Source organism: Flavobacterium flevense, from assembly GCF_900142775.1.
Classification (GTDB): domain Bacteria; phylum Bacteroidota; class Bacteroidia; order Flavobacteriales; family Flavobacteriaceae; genus Flavobacterium; species Flavobacterium flevense.
The window spans coordinates 401,647-418,911 of sequence record NZ_FRCC01000001.1; the positions used below are offsets into that span (position 1 = coordinate 401,647).

The 17,265-nt window shown below is 34.6% G+C and carries 16 protein-coding genes; 4 read left to right on the forward strand and 12 right to left on the reverse strand.

Features of this window, described 5'->3' with window-relative positions; translation table 11 throughout:
- Positions 1 to 99: 99 nt before the first annotated feature.
- The 9 genes from murG to mraZ form a co-directional block, all read right to left on the reverse strand.
- Positions 100 to 1,188 (reverse strand): undecaprenyldiphospho-muramoylpentapeptide beta-N-acetylglucosaminyltransferase, encoded by a 1,089-nt coding sequence (gene murG, locus BUB89_RS01760; RefSeq protein WP_073241261.1) that lies wholly within the window; start codon positions 1,186 to 1,188, stop codon positions 100 to 102.
- A 10-nt stretch (positions 1,189 to 1,198) separates the two neighbouring features.
- Positions 1,199 to 2,488, reverse strand: a complete 1,290-nt coding sequence (locus tag BUB89_RS01765; protein ID WP_073241263.1) for an FtsW/RodA/SpoVE family cell cycle protein — start codon at positions 2,486 to 2,488, stop codon at positions 1,199 to 1,201.
- A gap of 92 nt (positions 2,489 to 2,580) precedes the next feature.
- Positions 2,581 to 3,912: a UDP-N-acetylmuramoyl-L-alanine--D-glutamate ligase gene (gene murD, locus BUB89_RS01770; protein ID WP_073241266.1), complete on the reverse strand. Its 1,332-nt coding sequence runs from the start codon at positions 3,910 to 3,912 to the stop codon at positions 2,581 to 2,583.
- A 1-nt stretch (position 3,913) separates the two neighbouring features.
- A complete protein-coding gene (gene mraY / locus BUB89_RS01775; RefSeq protein WP_073241268.1) occupies positions 3,914 to 5,149 on the reverse strand; it encodes a phospho-N-acetylmuramoyl-pentapeptide-transferase in 1,236 nt (411 codons plus the stop codon).
- 7 nt (positions 5,150 to 5,156) lie between these two features.
- Positions 5,157 to 6,623, reverse strand: coding sequence for a UDP-N-acetylmuramoyl-L-alanyl-D-glutamate--2,6-diaminopimelate ligase (locus tag BUB89_RS01780; protein ID WP_073241270.1), 1,467 nt, complete (start codon positions 6,621 to 6,623; stop codon positions 5,157 to 5,159).
- 39 nt (positions 6,624 to 6,662) lie between these two features.
- Entirely contained in the window at positions 6,663 to 8,666 is a 2,004-nt protein-coding gene (locus tag BUB89_RS01785) for a penicillin-binding protein (RefSeq protein WP_073241272.1), read from the reverse strand.
- Positions 8,657 to 9,004 (reverse strand): FtsL-like putative cell division protein, encoded by a 348-nt coding sequence (locus BUB89_RS01790; RefSeq protein ID WP_073241274.1) that lies wholly within the window; start codon positions 9,002 to 9,004, stop codon positions 8,657 to 8,659. The genes BUB89_RS01785 and BUB89_RS01790 overlap by 10 nt, the downstream gene beginning before the upstream one ends.
- A 3-nt stretch (positions 9,005 to 9,007) precedes the next feature.
- Positions 9,008 to 9,916: a 16S rRNA (cytosine(1402)-N(4))-methyltransferase RsmH gene (rsmH, locus tag BUB89_RS01795; RefSeq protein WP_174799724.1), complete on the reverse strand. Its 909-nt coding sequence runs from the start codon at positions 9,914 to 9,916 to the stop codon at positions 9,008 to 9,010.
- On the reverse strand, positions 9,891 to 10,361 hold the full coding sequence (mraZ, locus tag BUB89_RS01800) for a division/cell wall cluster transcriptional repressor MraZ (RefSeq protein ID WP_073241278.1): 471 nt from the start codon (positions 10,359 to 10,361) through the stop codon (positions 9,891 to 9,893). Before mraZ ends, rsmH begins: the two co-directional genes overlap by 26 nt.
- A gap of 382 nt (positions 10,362 to 10,743) precedes the next feature.
- On the opposite strand from mraZ, the gene BUB89_RS01805 reads away from it, so the two are divergent.
- Together BUB89_RS01805 and yihA are read left to right on the forward strand one after the other, a co-directional pair.
- Positions 10,744 to 11,523, forward strand: a complete 780-nt coding sequence (locus BUB89_RS01805) for an alpha/beta fold hydrolase (protein WP_073241280.1) — start codon at positions 10,744 to 10,746, stop codon at positions 11,521 to 11,523.
- A 25-nt stretch (positions 11,524 to 11,548) separates the two neighbouring features.
- Positions 11,549 to 12,169, forward strand: a complete 621-nt coding sequence (gene yihA, locus BUB89_RS01810; protein ID WP_073241282.1) for a ribosome biogenesis GTP-binding protein YihA/YsxC — start codon at positions 11,549 to 11,551, stop codon at positions 12,167 to 12,169.
- Between the two features lie 85 nt (positions 12,170 to 12,254).
- Here the strand turns inward: yihA and gldC are convergent, their stop codons facing one another.
- Complete coding sequence (gldC, locus tag BUB89_RS01815; RefSeq protein WP_073241284.1) at positions 12,255 to 12,590, reverse strand: gliding motility protein GldC; 336 nt, start codon at positions 12,588 to 12,590, stop codon at positions 12,255 to 12,257.
- Positions 12,590 to 13,546, reverse strand: a complete 957-nt coding sequence (gene gldB, locus BUB89_RS01820) for a gliding motility lipoprotein GldB (RefSeq protein ID WP_073241286.1) — start codon at positions 13,544 to 13,546, stop codon at positions 12,590 to 12,592. The genes gldC and gldB overlap by 1 nt, the downstream gene beginning before the upstream one ends.
- A gap of 101 nt (positions 13,547 to 13,647) precedes the next feature.
- Between gldB and nadE the strand changes: the two genes are divergently transcribed.
- On the forward strand, positions 13,648 to 14,448 hold the full coding sequence (gene nadE / locus BUB89_RS01825; RefSeq protein WP_073241288.1) for an NAD(+) synthase: 801 nt from the start codon (positions 13,648 to 13,650) through the stop codon (positions 14,446 to 14,448).
- Between the two features lie 94 nt (positions 14,449 to 14,542).
- Entirely contained in the window at positions 14,543 to 15,172 is a 630-nt protein-coding gene (locus BUB89_RS01830; RefSeq protein WP_073241290.1) for a response regulator transcription factor, read from the forward strand.
- Here the strand turns inward: BUB89_RS01830 and dnaG are convergent, their stop codons facing one another.
- Positions 15,173 to 17,227 (reverse strand): DNA primase, encoded by a 2,055-nt coding sequence (dnaG, locus tag BUB89_RS01835; RefSeq protein ID WP_073241293.1) that lies wholly within the window; start codon positions 17,225 to 17,227, stop codon positions 15,173 to 15,175.
- Positions 17,228 to 17,265: the final 38 nt, after the last annotated feature.

The following is a 17,265-nucleotide window of genomic DNA, read 5'->3' on the forward strand; positions in this document are numbered from 1 at the left end:
ATTTTACTTCTTTTTATACTGCTACAATATTTTGCTTTTCATTGCCATTGACAATTGTCATTGCTCTTGTCATTGCTCTTGTCATTGAAATTGCTATTGCTATTGTATTAGTTTCACGATTTCATCCACAATTTGCTTTGTTGCTTCTGGTAATGCGAGTTCTTTTATATTTTCACTCAGTTGTTTTTGTTTTTCCGGATCCTTTAGTAAGGCTTCAAAAACCAAACTAAATTCGGCATCCAATTGAGATTCTTTCAGCAAAAGTGCTCCTTTTTTATCTACAATAGCTTTTGCATTTTTTGTCTGATGATCTTCGGCTACATTAGGCGACGGGATAAAAATCACCGGTTTTCCCACAATGCATAATTCCGATACCGAAGAAGCTCCTGCACGCGAAATAATAACATCTGCCGCAGCATAAACAAAATCCATTTTTTCAATAAAAGCTACCACCTGAACATTCTCCGAATTGTATTTTTTATATTCTTCGAAATATAATTTCCCACATTGCCAGATAATCTGAACATCCTGAGCCAAAATATTTTTCAGTTCTTTCTCTATCAACTGATTGATTCTTCGGGCGCCTAAACTTCCACCAAGAACCAAAAGCGTTTTTTTATTGGCATCCAATTTAAAATATGCAATCGCCTCTTCTCGCTTACTTTCTATAGCAATCAAATCCTGACGGACAGGATTTCCTGTCAAAATCATTTTCTCTTTTGGGAAAAACCGTTCCAGATTTTCATAAGCCACACAAATAGCATTTGCTTTTTTACTCAGCAATTTATTCGTAATCCCGGGAAAAGAATTCTGTTCCTGAATTAGTGTTGGTATTCCCAGCATGTTTGCCATCTGCAACAAAGGGCCACTTGCAAAACCACCAGTTCCAATAACCGCATCGGGCTTAAATTGTTTAATTATTTTTCTGGATTTCCATAAACTGTCAAGTAATTTAACTGGAAACAACATATTTTGTAAGGTCAGTTTTCTTTGCAATCCGGCAATCCACAAGCCTTTAATTACATAACCTGCCTGCGGTATTTTTTGCATTTCCATTTTATCCTGAGCTCCTACAAAAAGAAATTCAGCATCCGGGAATCTTGATTTTAATTCATTAGCAATAGCAACTGCAGGATAAATATGTCCTCCGGTTCCTCCGCCACTTAATATGAATTTATATTGTTTCATTACTATCAATCTATTTATTTAAAACAGCATTCATCGGATTTGCCACTTTATCTTCTATCGAATAAGACTCTTTATCCTGTTCTTCTGAAGCCAATTCAGCATCAATCAATCGCTGAAGCGCTTCTTCTCTTTTAGCCGCTTCTTTTTGTTCCTGTTCTATTTCTTCTTCTTTTTTGGTTACACCAATAATAATTCCCAATGCAATACAAGTCATCCAGATAGACGTTCCTCCACTACTTATCAATGGCAAAGTCTGTCCTGTAACGGGCAATAATTCGACTGCAACCGCCATATTAATCATAGCCTGAAAAATCATGGGAAAACCCAGTCCTATGACGACTAATTTTCCAAAAATAGTTGTAGCCTTATGCGAAGCAACCACAAAACGAAAAAGCAGCAACAAATACAAACAAAGTACCCCTAAACCACCTATTAATCCGTATTCTTCAACAATAATCGCATAAATAAAATCGGAAGATGATTGTGGTAAAAAGTTTTTCTGAACACTTTTTCCCGGACCTAATCCGTATATTTTTCCTGAAGCAATGGCAATTTTAGCTTTTTCAATCTGGTAATCATCCTCATCGGGTTTATCGGTACTGAAATTTTCAATTCGACTCTCCCATGTCCTAACCCTGCTAAAGAATTTTGCATCCGGAAACGCTTTGGAAACCAAAACAAAGAAGGTCAAAAATATAATTCCGGAACCCACTATAATACCAATATATTTCATTGGATATTTCCCGATGAAAACCAACATTAATATCATTGAAAAAATCAATGCAGTAGTAGAAAAATTGGAAGGAAGAATAAACATTAAGGTGATAAAAACCGGCAACCAAAGCTCTTTTAATGATTCCATAAAATCAATAGGTTCTGTCCTTGTTTTAGACAAATAACGTGCTACAAAAACAAACAAAACCAAAGCTGCGAAAGCCGAAGGCTGAAATGAAATCCCCACAAACGGAATTTGAATCCATCTGCTGGCATTAGCTCCACCAATAACCGTTCCTTTTATCATAGTTATCGCTAAAACGACCCAGACAACAGGCAACAACCATTTAGATATAGAACGGAAATAGTGATAAGGTATTTTGTGTACGTAGTAAATAATAGCAAAACCACAGGCAATATGTGCCAAATGTTTCAACAAATATCCTAAAGTATTTCCGGTTCCATGACCCAAATAAGCCAGATTACTACTGGCACTAAAAACAGGCATAAAGGAAAACAAGGCCAATAAGGCCACGAATGACCAAATCCCTTTATCTCCTTTTAATCTGCTAATTAGTTGTTTCATCACTTTTAAGTTATGGGTTATCGGTTATGGATTATGAGAAAAAGCAAACGTTCAAACAGCTATACTTCTAACTCCTAACTTCTAACTTTGATTTACAAATTATGCACTGCATCTTTAAATTGGCGTCCTCTGTCTTCGTAGTTTTCAAACAAATCAAAACTGGCACAAGCTGGTGATAATAAAACCGTATCGCCTTTTTCAGTAATACGTTGTGCCATTCTCACCGCATCACTCATACTATTTACTTCAACCATAATATCAACAACATTTCCAAAAGCATCGATAATTTTTTTATTATCTACACCCAAGCAAATTACCGCTTTTACTTTCTCACGAACTAAGGCCATCAGTTCGTTATAATCATTTCCTTTATCAACACCACCTACAATCCAAACTGTTGGCGTATTCATACTGTCTAATGCAAAAAAGGTAGCATTTACATTTGTTGCTTTAGAATCATTAATGTATTGCACATTTTGGATTTTCAATACTTTTTCAAGACGGTGTTCTACACCCTGAAAATTAGATAGACTTTCTCTAATAGTTGCTTTTCTAATTTTCATCAATTTAGCTACAGAAGTTGCTGCCATTGCATTTTTTAAATTATGTTTTCCTTCTAAGGCAATTGATTCTGTTTCCATTGTAAATTCCTCTTGATTGATTAATGCTTCCATTGTGTTGTTTTTTATAAAGGCTCCTTCTTCAAATGTTTTTGTCAATGAAAAAGGAATTAATTTTGCTCTTGTTTTGTTCTTTTGTAACCATTCTGAAATTGCTTCATCATCTGCATCATAAATGAGATAATCCTCTTCAGTCTGATTCATCGTTATTCTGAATTTCGAATCAATATAATTCTCATATTTATAATCGTACCGATCTAAATGATCCGGACTGATATTCGTTATAATAGCGATATGCGGTTTGTAATTTATGATTCCGTCCAACTGGAAACTACTTAATTCCAGCACATAACTATCGTATTTATCTTCGGCAACCTGCTCCGCAAAACTCTTCCCTATATTCCCGCCCAAACCTACATTCAAACCAGCTGATTTTAGCAAATGATACGTCAGCATCGTCGTAGTAGTCTTGCCATTACTTCCTGTAATCCCAATTGTGACAGCTTTAGTAAAAGGAGCAGCAAATTCTATTTCGGAAATTACCGGAATTCCCTTTTCTATCAGCTTTTTAACTATCGGTGCTTTCTCAGGAATACCGGGACTTTTCATCACTACATCGGCATTTAGGATTAAAGATTCAGTATGCTTTTCATCCTCCCATTCGATACCCTTATTTATAAGAACTTCTTTGTAACGCTGTTTTATTTTTCCAAAATCAGATACAAAAACATCATATCCTTTTTCTTTTCCCAGAATGGCTGTCCCCACTCCGCTTTCTCCGCCACCTAAAACTACTAATCTCATACTATCTCAATTTTAAGGTGACAATTGAAAGTATCGCTAACATGATGGCTACAATCCAAAATCGGGTCACAATCTTACTTTCATGATAGCCTTTCTTTTGATAATGATGATGCAATGGCGACATCAGAAAAATTCTTCGGCCTTCGCCAAATCTTTTCTTAGTGTATTTAAAATAACTCACTTGCAAAACCACAGATAAATTTTCTACCAGAAAGATTCCGCATAAAAGTGGAATCAATAATTCTTTTCGGACTGCAATTGCCAAAACAGCTATAATTCCTCCGATTGTTAAACTTCCTGTATCACCCATAAACACGGATGCCGGATAGGAGTTATACCATAAAAACCCTATGAGCGATCCTACAAAAGCGGCAATAAAAACCGTCATTTCCCCCGAATTAGGGATATACATAATATTGAGATAATTAGAAAAAATGATGTTTCCTGAAACGAAGGTAAAAATGGCGAGTGCTAATACCGAAATTGCTGATGTTCCCGCAGCGAGTCCGTCAATTCCATCGGTTAAATTGGCTCCGTTAGAAACAGCTGTAATAATAAAAATCACTACCGGAATAAAAATCAGCCAGGCCCATTTTTCATATCCTTCACCTGTCCATGCTAATAATTCAGCATAATCAAATTCGTTATTTTTAAAAAAAGGAATCGTAGTAGCAGTTGATTTTTCTTCTACTGGAGCCGGCATAATAACTGCTTCGGTAGTTGTAACCACTTTAAATACATCTGTTTTCCCGGTATCTGTACGCACGGTTACCTGCGGATTAAAATACAATACACTTCCTACAATTAATCCTAATCCAACCTGACCAAAAACTTTAAAAATTCCTTTTAGTCCTTGTTTGTCTTTTTTAAATATCTTGATATAATCATCTACAAAACCTATTGTCCCCATCCATAAGGTAGTTACAATCAACAAAACAACATAAATATTGTGCAATTTGGCAAACAGAAAAACAGGAATTAATGTAGCAAAAATGATAATCAAACCTCCCATTGTAGGTGTCCCCGCTTTTTCATTTTGACCCGCTAAACCCAGCTCACGAACGGTCTCTCCTACCTGCTGTCTTTGTAAAAAACTAATGACTCTTTTTCCATAAATTGTAGACAACAACAACGAAAGAATAAAGGCCAATGCCGATCTGAAAGTGATGTATTGAAAAACTCCTGTTCCGGAAAGGTTCAATACTTTGTTGAAATAATCAAATAAATAATACAGCATAGTTTTACTATTTATGGAGTTGGTCTAAAATTTCTTTAACAATCTTCATATCATCAAAATCAGTACGGATACCTTTGATTTCCTGATAAGTTTCATGTCCTTTTCCTGCAATTAAAATAATATCATTGGGCTGGGCTAATTGACAGGCAATCATTATGGCCTGTTTTCTATCGGTCACAGCAAAAACTTTTTTATGATTTTGTGGCGGTACTCCCTGCTCCATTTCACTGATAATAATCTCCGGATCTTCATCGCGGGGATTATCTGAAGTCAGAATGGTTTTATTACTCAATTCAGATGCAATTCCGGCCATAATAGGTCGTTTTGCCTTATCTCTGTTTCCTCCACAACCCACAATCGTTATCAATTGTTCGTTATTAGTACGGACTTCATTAATCGTTTTCAAAACATTTTCTAAAGCATCCGGAGTATGTGCATAATCAACAATTGCCGTAATATTAGCCTCTGAAACTATATATTGAAACCTTCCGGAAACACTTTCTAATTCAGATAACAAACGAAGTGTTTCTAAAGAATCCATCCCTAATTCGATAGCCGTGGCATAAATAGCTAATAAATTATAAGCATTAAAAACACCTATTAATTTCACCCAAACTTCATTACCCTCTATTTTCAATAAGGAACCTGATAATAAGTTATCTAAAATTTGTGCTTTGTAATCGGCATACGATTTCAGAGCATAGGTTCTTTTTTGAGCCACTGTATTTTGCAACATCACTGCTCCATTCTTATCATCAATGTTTGAAATGGCAAAAGCAGTTTTTGGCAAATTGTCGAAAAAAGATTTTTTAACATCTCTGTATTCCGCAAAAGTGGGATGATAATCTAAATGATCGTGAGACAAATTTGTAAAAACACCTCCCGTAAAATGTAAAGCTTCCGTGCGCTTTTGATGAATTCCGTGTGAACTCACTTCCATAAAGCAATATTCAACCCCTGCATCAATCATTTGGTTTAGAAAATGATTAATTGTAATGGAATCAGGAGTGGTATGAGTTGCTTTATATTCTTGATCATCCACCAAAATTTTCACAGTAGAAAGCAAACCAACTTTAAATCCTGCTTTTTTAAATAATTGATATAATAAAGATGCAATTGTTGTCTTTCCGTTAGTTCCTGTTATTCCAACCAGTTTTAGTTTTTCAGATGGATTTTCAAAATAATTAGCTGCCATAAAAGCAAGCGCCTTATTGGTATCAATTACCTGAATATAAGTAACCTCATTGTGAAATTTTTCCGGAAAAGTATCGCAAATTATGGCTTTAGCACCTAGATCAATGGCTTTTTGAATGTAATCATGTCCATCTGAAACAGAGCCCCGAATGGCAACAAACACATCATTGGCTTCGATTTTTCTGGAATCAAAATCCAATTTACCTATAGCGATATCCGTCGAACCATGAACGGCTTCAATTGCTACTTTATATAATATGTCTTTTAATAATTTATTCATTTTTTTCTTTTTTTCCTCACTTTAAAAGTTGGGAGAAGACTATAATAATTCGAGAGTAATAGTGGTATTTTTAACAATATGCTGACCGGCCTGAAGCGATTGTTTTTTTACTTTTCCAATTCCTTTTGTCCTTACATTCATTCCTAAATTTTCTAATAAAGCAATAGCATCCATTCCCGGCATTCCCGTGACATTAGGAATTAATTGTTGCGATTTTTGAAGCTTAGCAAAATATTCGTTGTAATTTTTCTCCTGTTTCGGAATCTTTCTATCTAATTTTTTGATTTCATTTGTCGAAGGAACTTCCGTGAAAATCTTTTGTGCGATTCGCTTAAAAACCGGACCTGCAACTCCAGCTCCATAAAAATCACCTTTTACTGTACTAGGTTTATGAACCACTACTATACAAGAATATTTTGGCTTATCTGCCGGAAAATAACCCACAAAAGAAGAAGCATAGTGCATTGGAGTACCGTCTCTTTTCCCATAGTTTACCTGAGCCGTTCCTGTTTTGCCAGCCATAGAAAAATCTTTAGAATACAATTTAGATGCTGTTCCTTTTTTAACAACATTCTCTAAAACAGCTTTTAGTTTTTTAATCGTTTCCGGTGAACAAACCTTTGGATTAATCACTTCTGTATCGTATTTTTTAATTGTTTTGTTCCATTCTTTAATTTCAGATACAAACTGAGGTCTTACCATTACGCCATTATTTGCAACCGAATTATAGAATGCCAATGTTTGCATTGGTGTAACTGAAACGGAGTATCCAAAAGCCATCCATGGAAGTGAAATTCCTGACCAGCTTTTATCTCCAGGATGTGGAATAATTGGCCTTCCTTCTCCTTTAAGATGCAATCCTAAAGTTTTATCCAATCCAAAATTTTTAATATGATTTACAAATTTTGATGGATTATTTTTATAATTATCATACACCGCCTGAACCATTACTGTATTGGACGAAAGCTCAAAACCTCTTCCCAAAGATATTTTACCATAACCTCCTGTATGTGAATCACGTACAGATTTTCCATAATATTTAACTACACCACCATGTGTATCATAGACGGTGCTGGTATCGGCAACTTTGTCTTCTAAAATTGCCATCAAATCGACTAATTTAAAAGTAGAACCTGGCTCATGAGATTCCGCTACTGCATAATTAGTTGTTTCATAGTAGGTTCCATCACTAGCTCTTCCTAAATTAGCAATCGCTTTTACCTGACCGGTATGTGTTTCCATTACCACAACACATCCATGATCGGCCTCATAATCTTCCAGCTGTTTCAATAAAGCGTGATGTGCAATATCCTGAATATAAACATCAATAGTAGAAATTACATCGTAGCCATCTTGCGGATCAACTTCATTCAGATCACGAATAGGTTTCCACTGCCCTTTTGCAATTTTTTGTTTTAAAATTTTTCCGTCTTTACCATTTAGATAATCCTTATATGCCCATTCAATTCCTTTTCCATCCGAATGTCCTTGCTGATATTGTCTTTCATAACCTATGGTTCTCTCAGCAATTTTCCCTATGGGATGCTCACGCACTGTTTTTTGTTCAACAATAATTCCGCCTTTATAAGCACCCATATTAAACAAAGGGAAACCCTTTATTTTAATATAATCAGTATAACTTAAATCTCTGGCAATTAAAAAATAACGGTTATTATTAGCTCTTGCTTTTCTTAATTCGTTTTTATAATATGCTGCTGATTTATCCAGAAGAACAGCCAATGAATCTGCTAATGCATTGACATTTTTTTCGAAAGCTTCTTCTTTTGGAGCCAAAGCATCAAACCGAATACTGTATTTTGGTATCGAAGTGGCTAATAAACTGCCATCAGAAGAATAAATATTTCCTTTATTAGCAGGAATTACAAAGTTTCTAACCGTTCTTTCTTTAGCTAATTCACGATAATATTCCCCTTCAACCCACTGAATATTAGTCAATTTAACAGCGATTGCTATTGCCATTAAAAAAATAGCAAAAGCAACCAGATAAATTCGATACGATATGTACTTATCTTCTACTGCCATATTTTTTTCAAAAGACTTTTTTCTTCTTCTTTCTTTACTTTTATTTTTACCGGAGGTACTGTTGATGGAAAAATTTCTTTTTCAACCATTTTTTGAGAAACCGTTGATTCCATTCGCAATTTCATCAAGTCAGAACGCCTGTCTACAAACTCTGACCGCAATTCTTTAACCTCCGAAGTCAGTTCAGCAATCTTAAATATTTTTTGCTCATATCGCTGTGTATTAGCAATCATAATAATAGCCAGAACAATCAAAAAAACAATAAAACGCCAGTTTTTAACCGCATCTTCATCGATTAGAAATCTTGCTTTTAACAGATTGTAAATACTCGTTTTCATGATCTAAATCTTTTCAGCAATTCTTAATTTAGCACTTCTGGCTCTGTTATTGAGCTTGATTTCTTCGTTACCAGGAACAATTAATTTTCCTATGGTTTTAAAAGGAACTGAAAAATTTCCAAAAAAGTCCCGTTCCGGTTCTCCTTCAAACATGCCGTTTTTCATAAATCTTTTTACCAGGCGATCTTCCAGAGAGTGATAAGAAATAACACTTAATCGTCCTCCTGGATTTAATATCTCCAGTGATTGTTCTAAAAACTCTTTCAAAACATCCATTTCCTGATTGACTTCAATTCGAATAGCCTGATAAATTTGAGCCAACACTTTGTTACGAACTCTTTCGGGTAAATATTTAGCCAATACTTCTTTTAATTCGTCAGTCGTTTTTATAGGCTGATGCATTCTTGCTTCGATAATGGTTCTTGATAAAACAGGTGCGTTTTTCAACTCTCCATAATCCAGAAACACCCTTCTCAGGTTAGCATCATCATATTCATTAACTACTTTATAAGCATTTAAATCATTTTTCTGACTCATTCTCATATCTAATTCGGCATCAAAACGAGTTGAAAAACCTCTTTCAGGCACATCAAACTGATGAGAAGAAACGCCTAAATCACCTAAAATTCCATCCACATTTTTAGCTCCGTAAAAACGCAGGAAACGCTTTATATTTCTAAAATTCTCATTAATCAGAACAAATCGTTCATCCGGCAGTGCATTTGCTAAAGCATCTTCATCCTGATCAAAAGCAAATAATTTTCCGTTAGGACCTAAACGTCTTAAAATCTCTTTTGAATGTCCGCCACCACCAAAAGTCACATCCACATATATTCCGTCAGGCTTAATATTTAAACCATCAACTGTTTCTTTAAGCAAAACCGGATTATGATATTCCATTGTCGTTGTCATTTATATTACCCATTACCTCTTCTGCTAAATCTGCAAAATCAACTCCATCATCAATCGATTGTTCGTATAAATCTTTGTCCCAAATCTCCACAATATTTACCGCAGATGAAAAAACAACATCTTTAGCAATACTGGCAAAATTCACCAGATCCTTTGGTACTAATAAACGCCCTAAAGCATCAATTTCAACCACCTTAACACCGGCAGTAAACTTGCGAATGAAATCGTTGTTCTTCTTAACAAACCGATTGAGTTTGTTGATTTTTTGCATCATCAAATTCCATTCTTCCATTGGATACAACTCTAAACAGGGCTGAAACAACGAACGCTTCAGAACAAAACCGTCCTGAAGTGAAGCAGCCAATTGCTTTTTTAAAGGTGCGGGTAATAAAACCCTCCCTTTAGCATCGACTTTACATTCATATGTCCCTACAATTGTATTCAAAAGAATCGCTTTAAATGATATAGAGCAAAAATATAAAAAATTTTACCACCTTTTACCACTTTCTACCACTTTGTTGATAAGTTTACCCACTTTAGAACCAAAACCCTTAATTTTTGGACAATCAACACATTAGCCTCATTATGTTTTCTTACAGGCAATCTATTTTAAGAACTAAAATCACAAACAAAAAAAGAGCCTTTTCACCTCCCTAAAACATATTAAAATTTCACAAAAAAAACCAAGACAATCAATAACATAACTCCCAGCATCATTTTCAAACAGGGGAAAATCTTTAACATTCTGTTCAAAAAAGGTTTTCAAAAACTCTTTTTAACTGATTATATCCTATATTTGTCGAAATTGAAATTCGCATTCCTAAAGCATGGACAAAAACTATAAAAAAGAAGGCAGATACAGCTATTACGAAGCAGGAGAAGGAAATCCTATAGTGATTTTACACGGCCTGATGGGTGGCTTAAGCAACTTTGACGGGGTAGCTCGTTATTTTTCTGACAGAGGATATAAAATTGTTATTCCGGACTTACCCATATATACGCAAAGCCTTTTAAAAACTAATGTAAAAAGCTTTGCCAAATATGTAAAAGATTTTATCACTTTTAAAGGTTTTGACAGAGTCATTCTTTTAGGAAACTCATTAGGGGGACACATCGCATTATACCATACTAAAATGTATCCTGAAAAAGTAGCAGGACTTGTAATAACCGGAAGCTCAGGACTTTATGAAAGCGCCATGGGCGATAGTTACCCTAAAAGAGGCGACTATGAATACATCAAGAAAAAAGCAGAAGATGTATTTTATGACCCAAAAATTGCCACTCCCGAGTTAATTGACGAAGTATATGCAACCGTAAACGATCGTATTAAATTAATAAAAACTTTAACTATTGCTAAAAGTGCCATTCGACACAACATGGCTAAAGATTTGCCTAAAATGCACGTGCAAACTTGCATCATCTGGGGTAAAAATGATAAAGTTACACCTCCGGAAGTAGCAACCGAATTCAATAAATTATTACCTAATTCAACCTTATACTGGATTGATAAATGCGGACACGCAGCCATGATGGAACATCCGGATGAGTTCAACACTTTACTGGAAGACTGGCTTAAAAAAACGAATTTAAAAGCATCCTCAGTATAAAAACAGCTTTTTTTACATAAAAAATATGAAAATCAATACCGCCGAATTCGTAATTAGCAACTCAGATGTAAGCAAATGTCCTAAAGACTTCTTGCCCGAATATGCTTTTATAGGCAGGTCAAACGTGGGGAAATCATCATTAATCAATATGTTGACCAACCATAAAAAACTGGCAAAAACATCAGGAAGACCAGGAAAAACCCAACTAATTAATCATTTTCTAATTAACAATAATTGGTTCTTAGTCGATTTACCCGGTTATGGCTACGCCAAAGTTTCTAAAAAAACGAAATCAGTATTCCAGCAATTTATCACTGATTATTTCGAAAAAAGAGAACAACTTGCCTGTGCGTTTGTATTAATCGATATTCGTCACGATGCGCAAGCTATCGATATCGAATTTATGAGTTATATGGGCGAAAGCGAAATTCCTTTTTGTATTATTTTTACTAAAGCTGATAAAATCAGTAAAGTAAAAATTGATTCACACGTTGCTGCTTACAAAAAACAAATGTTTGCTAACAACTGGGCCGAAATGCCTCCTTATTTTGTAACCTCATCAACCGAAGGAATCGGAAAAGACGAAGTTTTAAACTATATCGACGAAGTAAATCAGGAAATATTTAAAAACAACAGCGGTTTTTAATAATTATAATTAACCCATAAAAAATCCCAAAATTCAATTTTGCAATTGAATTTTGGGATTTTTTATTTAATGTTTTTTTTTAAAATTATTTGGTCAGCTCTAATTTTTCCGCAAAATACTCACAGAAATCTTTCATTGTTGCTGACATTTTCTCATCACCGGTTGCACGATGAAAAGTATCTGACATGGCTACTAAAGTCTGATGAAAGAAAATTTTCATTTCATCCACAGGCATATCCTTAGTCCACAAATCAATTCGCATACTTTCCTTAGCATTGCTGTCCCAAACGGACAACATAATAGCTTTTGATTCCTCTAACTCAACTCCGCCGTCTTTTGCGGTCCAGAACAATTTTTCCGGAACACGGTTTTCATCTAACTCTACTAGAAAATTTATTTCTGATTTATTTTTATCTGACATTACTTTTTAGGTTTATAGTTTGACTTTTCAAATATTTCTTTTGCATTAGTCTGCATTAATTGCGGCAAAGATACTTCATTATTTTTCATATACGAGCGAACAATCTGCCATCCTGTCCAGGCACCTACTTTGCCCGGTGACTCATTATCTATTTCTAAATAAAACTTGGAAAATGGCGCAGGAGTAACAAATCGCGGAATCATTTTTGGGTCATCATCATACAAAAGCTGATTTTCAATAAAATAGCGCCACATATAACTTTCATTTTCCTGACACCATTGCAACTGAGTTTCGGTATATCCTATTTTATCTTCATCCTTGTATTCCGGCAAAATCATATCTTTTAGATACAATATTTTTCCGGCATGAATCATAGCTACTAAAAAATTTCTCTCTGCATCCGTTTTTATCGCTTTTTTCGAAAAAGCCTCTACTACATCAGGCATCATCTGATTGGGTTCAAAATTCTGCTTGATATAATCAGGAAACTGATAAAACTTGTGTTCCTTACCTAAATACATTTCGAGCGAAATAATCAATAAACTATCTGCATAAATCACTTTATTATTATAATCCATTTCAGAAATAACAGTATAAACTTCAGGAGTTTTAGCCTTTGGAAAATAATATTTTATATGTTTAAAAGCAGTATTGAGTTGTGATGTATATAAATCAAAATCAGAAAACTTTTTTTGAACTTCAGTATAAAGTTCTCTCCATAGCGGATTTTGCATTTTCTCTAACCAAACTGCATCTTCATTACCAGCCGGAAAAAAAAACGGAAATTCTTTCTTAATTTTCGGTAAATCATTAGGTTTGGTTTCGAAAAATATTTTATCAAAACGAATCACTTTTAAATCTGCAGGAATAGCCTCTATCTCCTTTTCTTTCTTAGTTGTAGTATTACACGACAAAAAAAAGAATAATAGAACTACGGAAAATACACAAGTTTTCATTTTATTTTATTTAAATTTGCATGATTATATCAGGATAACCAGTATGTTACTGAATTTTATTCGCAAAGATACATTCCTGAATACTAAAAATTGAACTATTTATGACTAAAAAAAGCACTATCATAGTTGATCAGGTAAACACTCAGATTGTCAATTGGTTAAAATCCTATGCCGAAACCGCCAAAGTTAACGGTTTTGTTGTAGGGATTTCTGGTGGCGTAGACTCAGCAGTAACCTCAACATTATGTGCTCAAACCGGGCTTCAGGTTTTATGTGTAGAAATGCCAATTCATCAACATGAAAGTCATGTGAGCCGTGGTAAGGAACATATTGAACAGCTTAAAAAACGTTTTCCAAACGTAAATAGTGTACAAAGTGATTTAACGTCAGTATTTGAAACTTTTAAAAAAGAAGTTCCTACTGATTTTGAAGAAAATAAACTGAACCTGACATTAGCAAATACAAGAGCACGGTTAAGAATGACTACTTTGTATTATTATGCAGGAGTTCATGGACTTTTAGTAGCAGGAACCGGCAACAAAGTAGAGGATTTTGGAGTAGGTTTTTTTACTAAATATGGTGATGGTGGTGTTGATTTGAGTCCAATAGCTGATTTAATGAAATCAGATGTTTTTGCATTAGCTGCTTATTTAAAAGTTCCTCAATCTATATTAATTGCACAGCCATCTGATGGTTTATTTGGTGACGAAAAAACTGATGAACAACAATTAGGTGCCAGTTATGATGAATTAGAATGGGCAATGACAGAAGCCGAAAATAATAATTCGTCAGATAATTACACAGAAAGACAAAAAGAAGTATTTGAAATCTACAAAAAACTGCATAAAATCAATCAACACAAGATGAATCCGATACCAGTATGTGTAATTAATCGGATTTAATACGATTTTATCCATAAAAAAATTGTTTTTCCAATTTTTTTATTAATTTTAAATATAATTTTCACACAAGAACAACCCTAAAAAAAATAAAATCATGATTAAAGTTTGTCTAGCTGATAACTTTCCAGTAGTCCATTTTGGAGTAAAATCGTACTTCAAAGACCATTCAGACATATCGATTGTTGCCAATGTTGGTAGTTTTTCGATGATTCAGGATATTCTACAAACAAAAGAAATTGATGTTCTGGTCTTAGACCTGGAACTTGAAGGTCTTTCGAGTATTTTTGAAGTAAAAGCACTTTTAAAGAATTTCCCTAAAACTAAAATTATTATTTTTAGTGGACTTTCTGAACAAATCTATGCTCCAAATGCTATCAAAGCAGGTGTTTCAGGATATGTACATAAAAAAGAAAAATTAGAGACATTAGGTCAATCTATCATTAAAGTAGATCAGGGTAAAATTATCATGAACGAAACAGTAAAGAAAAACCTGGCTTTAATTGCAAAACAAAGTAAAAGCGAACGTTTGTACCGCAAACTTTCAAACCGTGAAGTAGAAGTTTTACGCTACTTAAGCGGCGGAAAGAAAAACCATGAGATTGCTGAAATCTTAGGTCTTAACGAAAAAACAATCAGTACTTACAAATTGCGTTTATTAACTAAACTGAATGTTACAAATTTAGTTGACTTAGTAAACAAAGCTAAAAGTTTAGAGATTGTTTAATTAAAAACGAGACATGACTCTGCCTAGTTTTTTTGAAAAAGCACGGGTTAGTTCATTATAATCTCTAATCATCATCAAAGACTCCATATTATCTGCATCAGGTGATATGGAGTTTTTTAATTCTTCTATAATGCGTCCTACCAGATACCATCTTAAAGTTAAAATAGTTTCGGAAACATTTTGACTTATGGTATCCTGTTTTGTTTTTGGAAAAATATTCTGTCCCTCCCAATTGTGCATAACCAATCGCTCATCTTCCATCAGAATATCAGTTACTTCCTGAGCATAATCAGCAGGCAGATGCATCAAATAGTGCTCTAAACTAAAATTATCATTCTGAAGATAATAATTAATTAAATCATTAAAAATATTACGAAACAGAGGATTCGCTAATTCTACTTCATCTTCTTGCAAACTCAGATAAATACGCTGAAAAACTTTGTATGCTTTCATTTCTGAAACATACACTATTTCACCATCCTCATTAGTTTTCATTAAAACATCTTCAAACTCTTCCGTTTTATTTCCATACAAAAGTAAAATTTCAATTATTTTACGTTCTAAACGATACAAAACATCTACTTTTTCTGTAGTCTCGCCTGAATACCCCTGTTCTCCCGGATAATCCTCTGGCGGTCCAAATCTGGGGTCTTCGGGATCGCCTCCTGAATAACCTGTATTTTTCGGGTTCTGGTTTCTATAGACATCAAAAGGTTTTTGTTCCTGCTTTTGTTTTTTAGCAACTTCAGCAACATCTTTTTGAATCAACTGAGCTAAAGTACTCACCAGCACCTGCTCTGAAATATCCATAATTCGGGAACATTCCTGAATATAAACTTCGCGCTGAATACGGTCCGGAATCTTTGAAATACTGGTCACCATATCCCGAATCAAATCGGCTTTCTTGATAGGATCATTCTTAGCTTCATCCATCAAAAGTGAAGCTTTGAACTGTATAAAATCCTTAGCGTTATTTTCTAAATATGCAACTAAATCATCATGCGACGTTTTTTTAGCAAAACTATCCGGATCTTCTCCGTCAGGAAAAGTACAAACTTTCACATTCATTCCTTCCTCCAGAATCAAATCGATTCCACGGACAGAAGCACGAAGTCCGGCAGCATCTCCATCAAAAAGGACTGTAATATTTCTGGTCAGTCGATTAATAAGCCTGATTTGATCGGGAGTTAAAGCAGTCCCTGAGGAAGCCACTACGTTTTCAATTCCTGCCTGATTAAACTGAATCACATCTGTATAACCTTCAACCAAAAAACAATTATTTAGCTTAGCAATAGATTGTTTAGCCTGAAAAATCCCGTATAAAACCTTACTCTTATGATAAATCTCACTTTCAGGTGAATTCAGGTATTTGGCTGCTTTTTTATCATTGGTTAAAATTCGGCCACCAAAACCTAAAATCCTTCCGGACATACTTTGAATAGGGAACATCACACGACCTTTGAAGCGGTCAAAAGGACGATCTTCTCTCGGAATAGTCAAACCCGTGCTTTCCAGAAATTCTAATTGATATCCTTTTCCTAAAGCCTCTTTAGTTAAAGCATCCCAGGTTTCCGGCGAATATCCTAAACTGAATTTTTTAATTGTTTCGGTAGTAAACCCTCTTTCTTTAAAATAGGAAAGTCCGATAGCTTGTCCTTCTTCGGTATTTAAAAGGGTTTTATGGAAATAATCTTTTGCAAATTCTGAAACCAGATACATACTTTCTCGTGCATCTGTATTGGCTTTTTCGGCATCCGTCAGTTCTGTTTCCTCAATCTCAATATTATACTTTCTGGCTAAATACCGAATAGCTTCCGGATAAGTAAAATGCGAATGTTCCATTAGGAAAGCCACCGCATTCCCTCCTTTTCCGGAGCTAAAATCTTTCCAGATTCCTTTAGCCGGCGACACCATAAAGGATGGTGAACGTTCATCAGAAAACGGACTCAAGCCTTTAAAGTTACTTCCTGCACGTTTTAATTGCACAAAATCGCCAATAACTTCCTCAACACGGGCAGTTTCGAAAACGGTATCTATTGTAGCTTTTGAAATCAATTTTTAAAATATAAAGTTGGAAAGCATCAAAGATACAA

What these genes read in the sequence shown, in the direction of transcription:
- murG (WP_073241261.1), bottom strand. Translation starts at nt 1,188, where the DNA reads ATGAAACAATATAAATTCATATTAAGTGGCGGAGGAACCGGAGGACAT.
- BUB89_RS01765 (WP_073241263.1), bottom strand. Translation starts at nt 2,488, where the DNA reads ATGAAACAACTAATTAGCAGATTAAAAGGAGATAAAGGGATTTGGTCA.
- murD (WP_073241266.1), bottom strand. Translation starts at nt 3,912, where the DNA reads ATGAGATTAGTAGTTTTAGGTGGCGGAGAAAGCGGAGTGGGGACAGCC.
- mraY (WP_073241268.1), bottom strand. Translation starts at nt 5,149, where the DNA reads ATGCTGTATTATTTATTTGATTATTTCAACAAAGTATTGAACCTTTCC.
- BUB89_RS01780 (WP_073241270.1), bottom strand. Translation starts at nt 6,623, where the DNA reads ATGAATAAATTATTAAAAGACATATTATATAAAGTAGCAATTGAAGCC.
- BUB89_RS01785 (WP_073241272.1), bottom strand. Translation starts at nt 8,666, where the DNA reads ATGGCAGTAGAAGATAAGTACATATCGTATCGAATTTATCTGGTTGCT.
- BUB89_RS01790 (WP_073241274.1), bottom strand. Translation starts at nt 9,004, where the DNA reads ATGAAAACGAGTATTTACAATCTGTTAAAAGCAAGATTTCTAATCGAT.
- rsmH (WP_174799724.1), bottom strand. Translation starts at nt 9,916, where the DNA reads ATGACAACGACAATGGAATATCATAATCCGGTTTTGCTTAAAGAAACA.
- BUB89_RS01805 (WP_073241280.1), top strand. Translation starts at nt 10,744, where the DNA reads ATGGACAAAAACTATAAAAAAGAAGGCAGATACAGCTATTACGAAGCA.
- yihA (WP_073241282.1), top strand. Translation starts at nt 11,549, where the DNA reads ATGAAAATCAATACCGCCGAATTCGTAATTAGCAACTCAGATGTAAGC.
- gldC (WP_073241284.1), bottom strand. Translation starts at nt 12,590, where the DNA reads ATGTCAGATAAAAATAAATCAGAAATAAATTTTCTAGTAGAGTTAGAT.
- gldB (WP_073241286.1), bottom strand. Translation starts at nt 13,546, where the DNA reads ATGAAAACTTGTGTATTTTCCGTAGTTCTATTATTCTTTTTTTTGTCG.
- nadE (WP_073241288.1), top strand. Translation starts at nt 13,648, where the DNA reads ATGACTAAAAAAAGCACTATCATAGTTGATCAGGTAAACACTCAGATT.
- BUB89_RS01830 (WP_073241290.1), top strand. Translation starts at nt 14,543, where the DNA reads ATGATTAAAGTTTGTCTAGCTGATAACTTTCCAGTAGTCCATTTTGGA.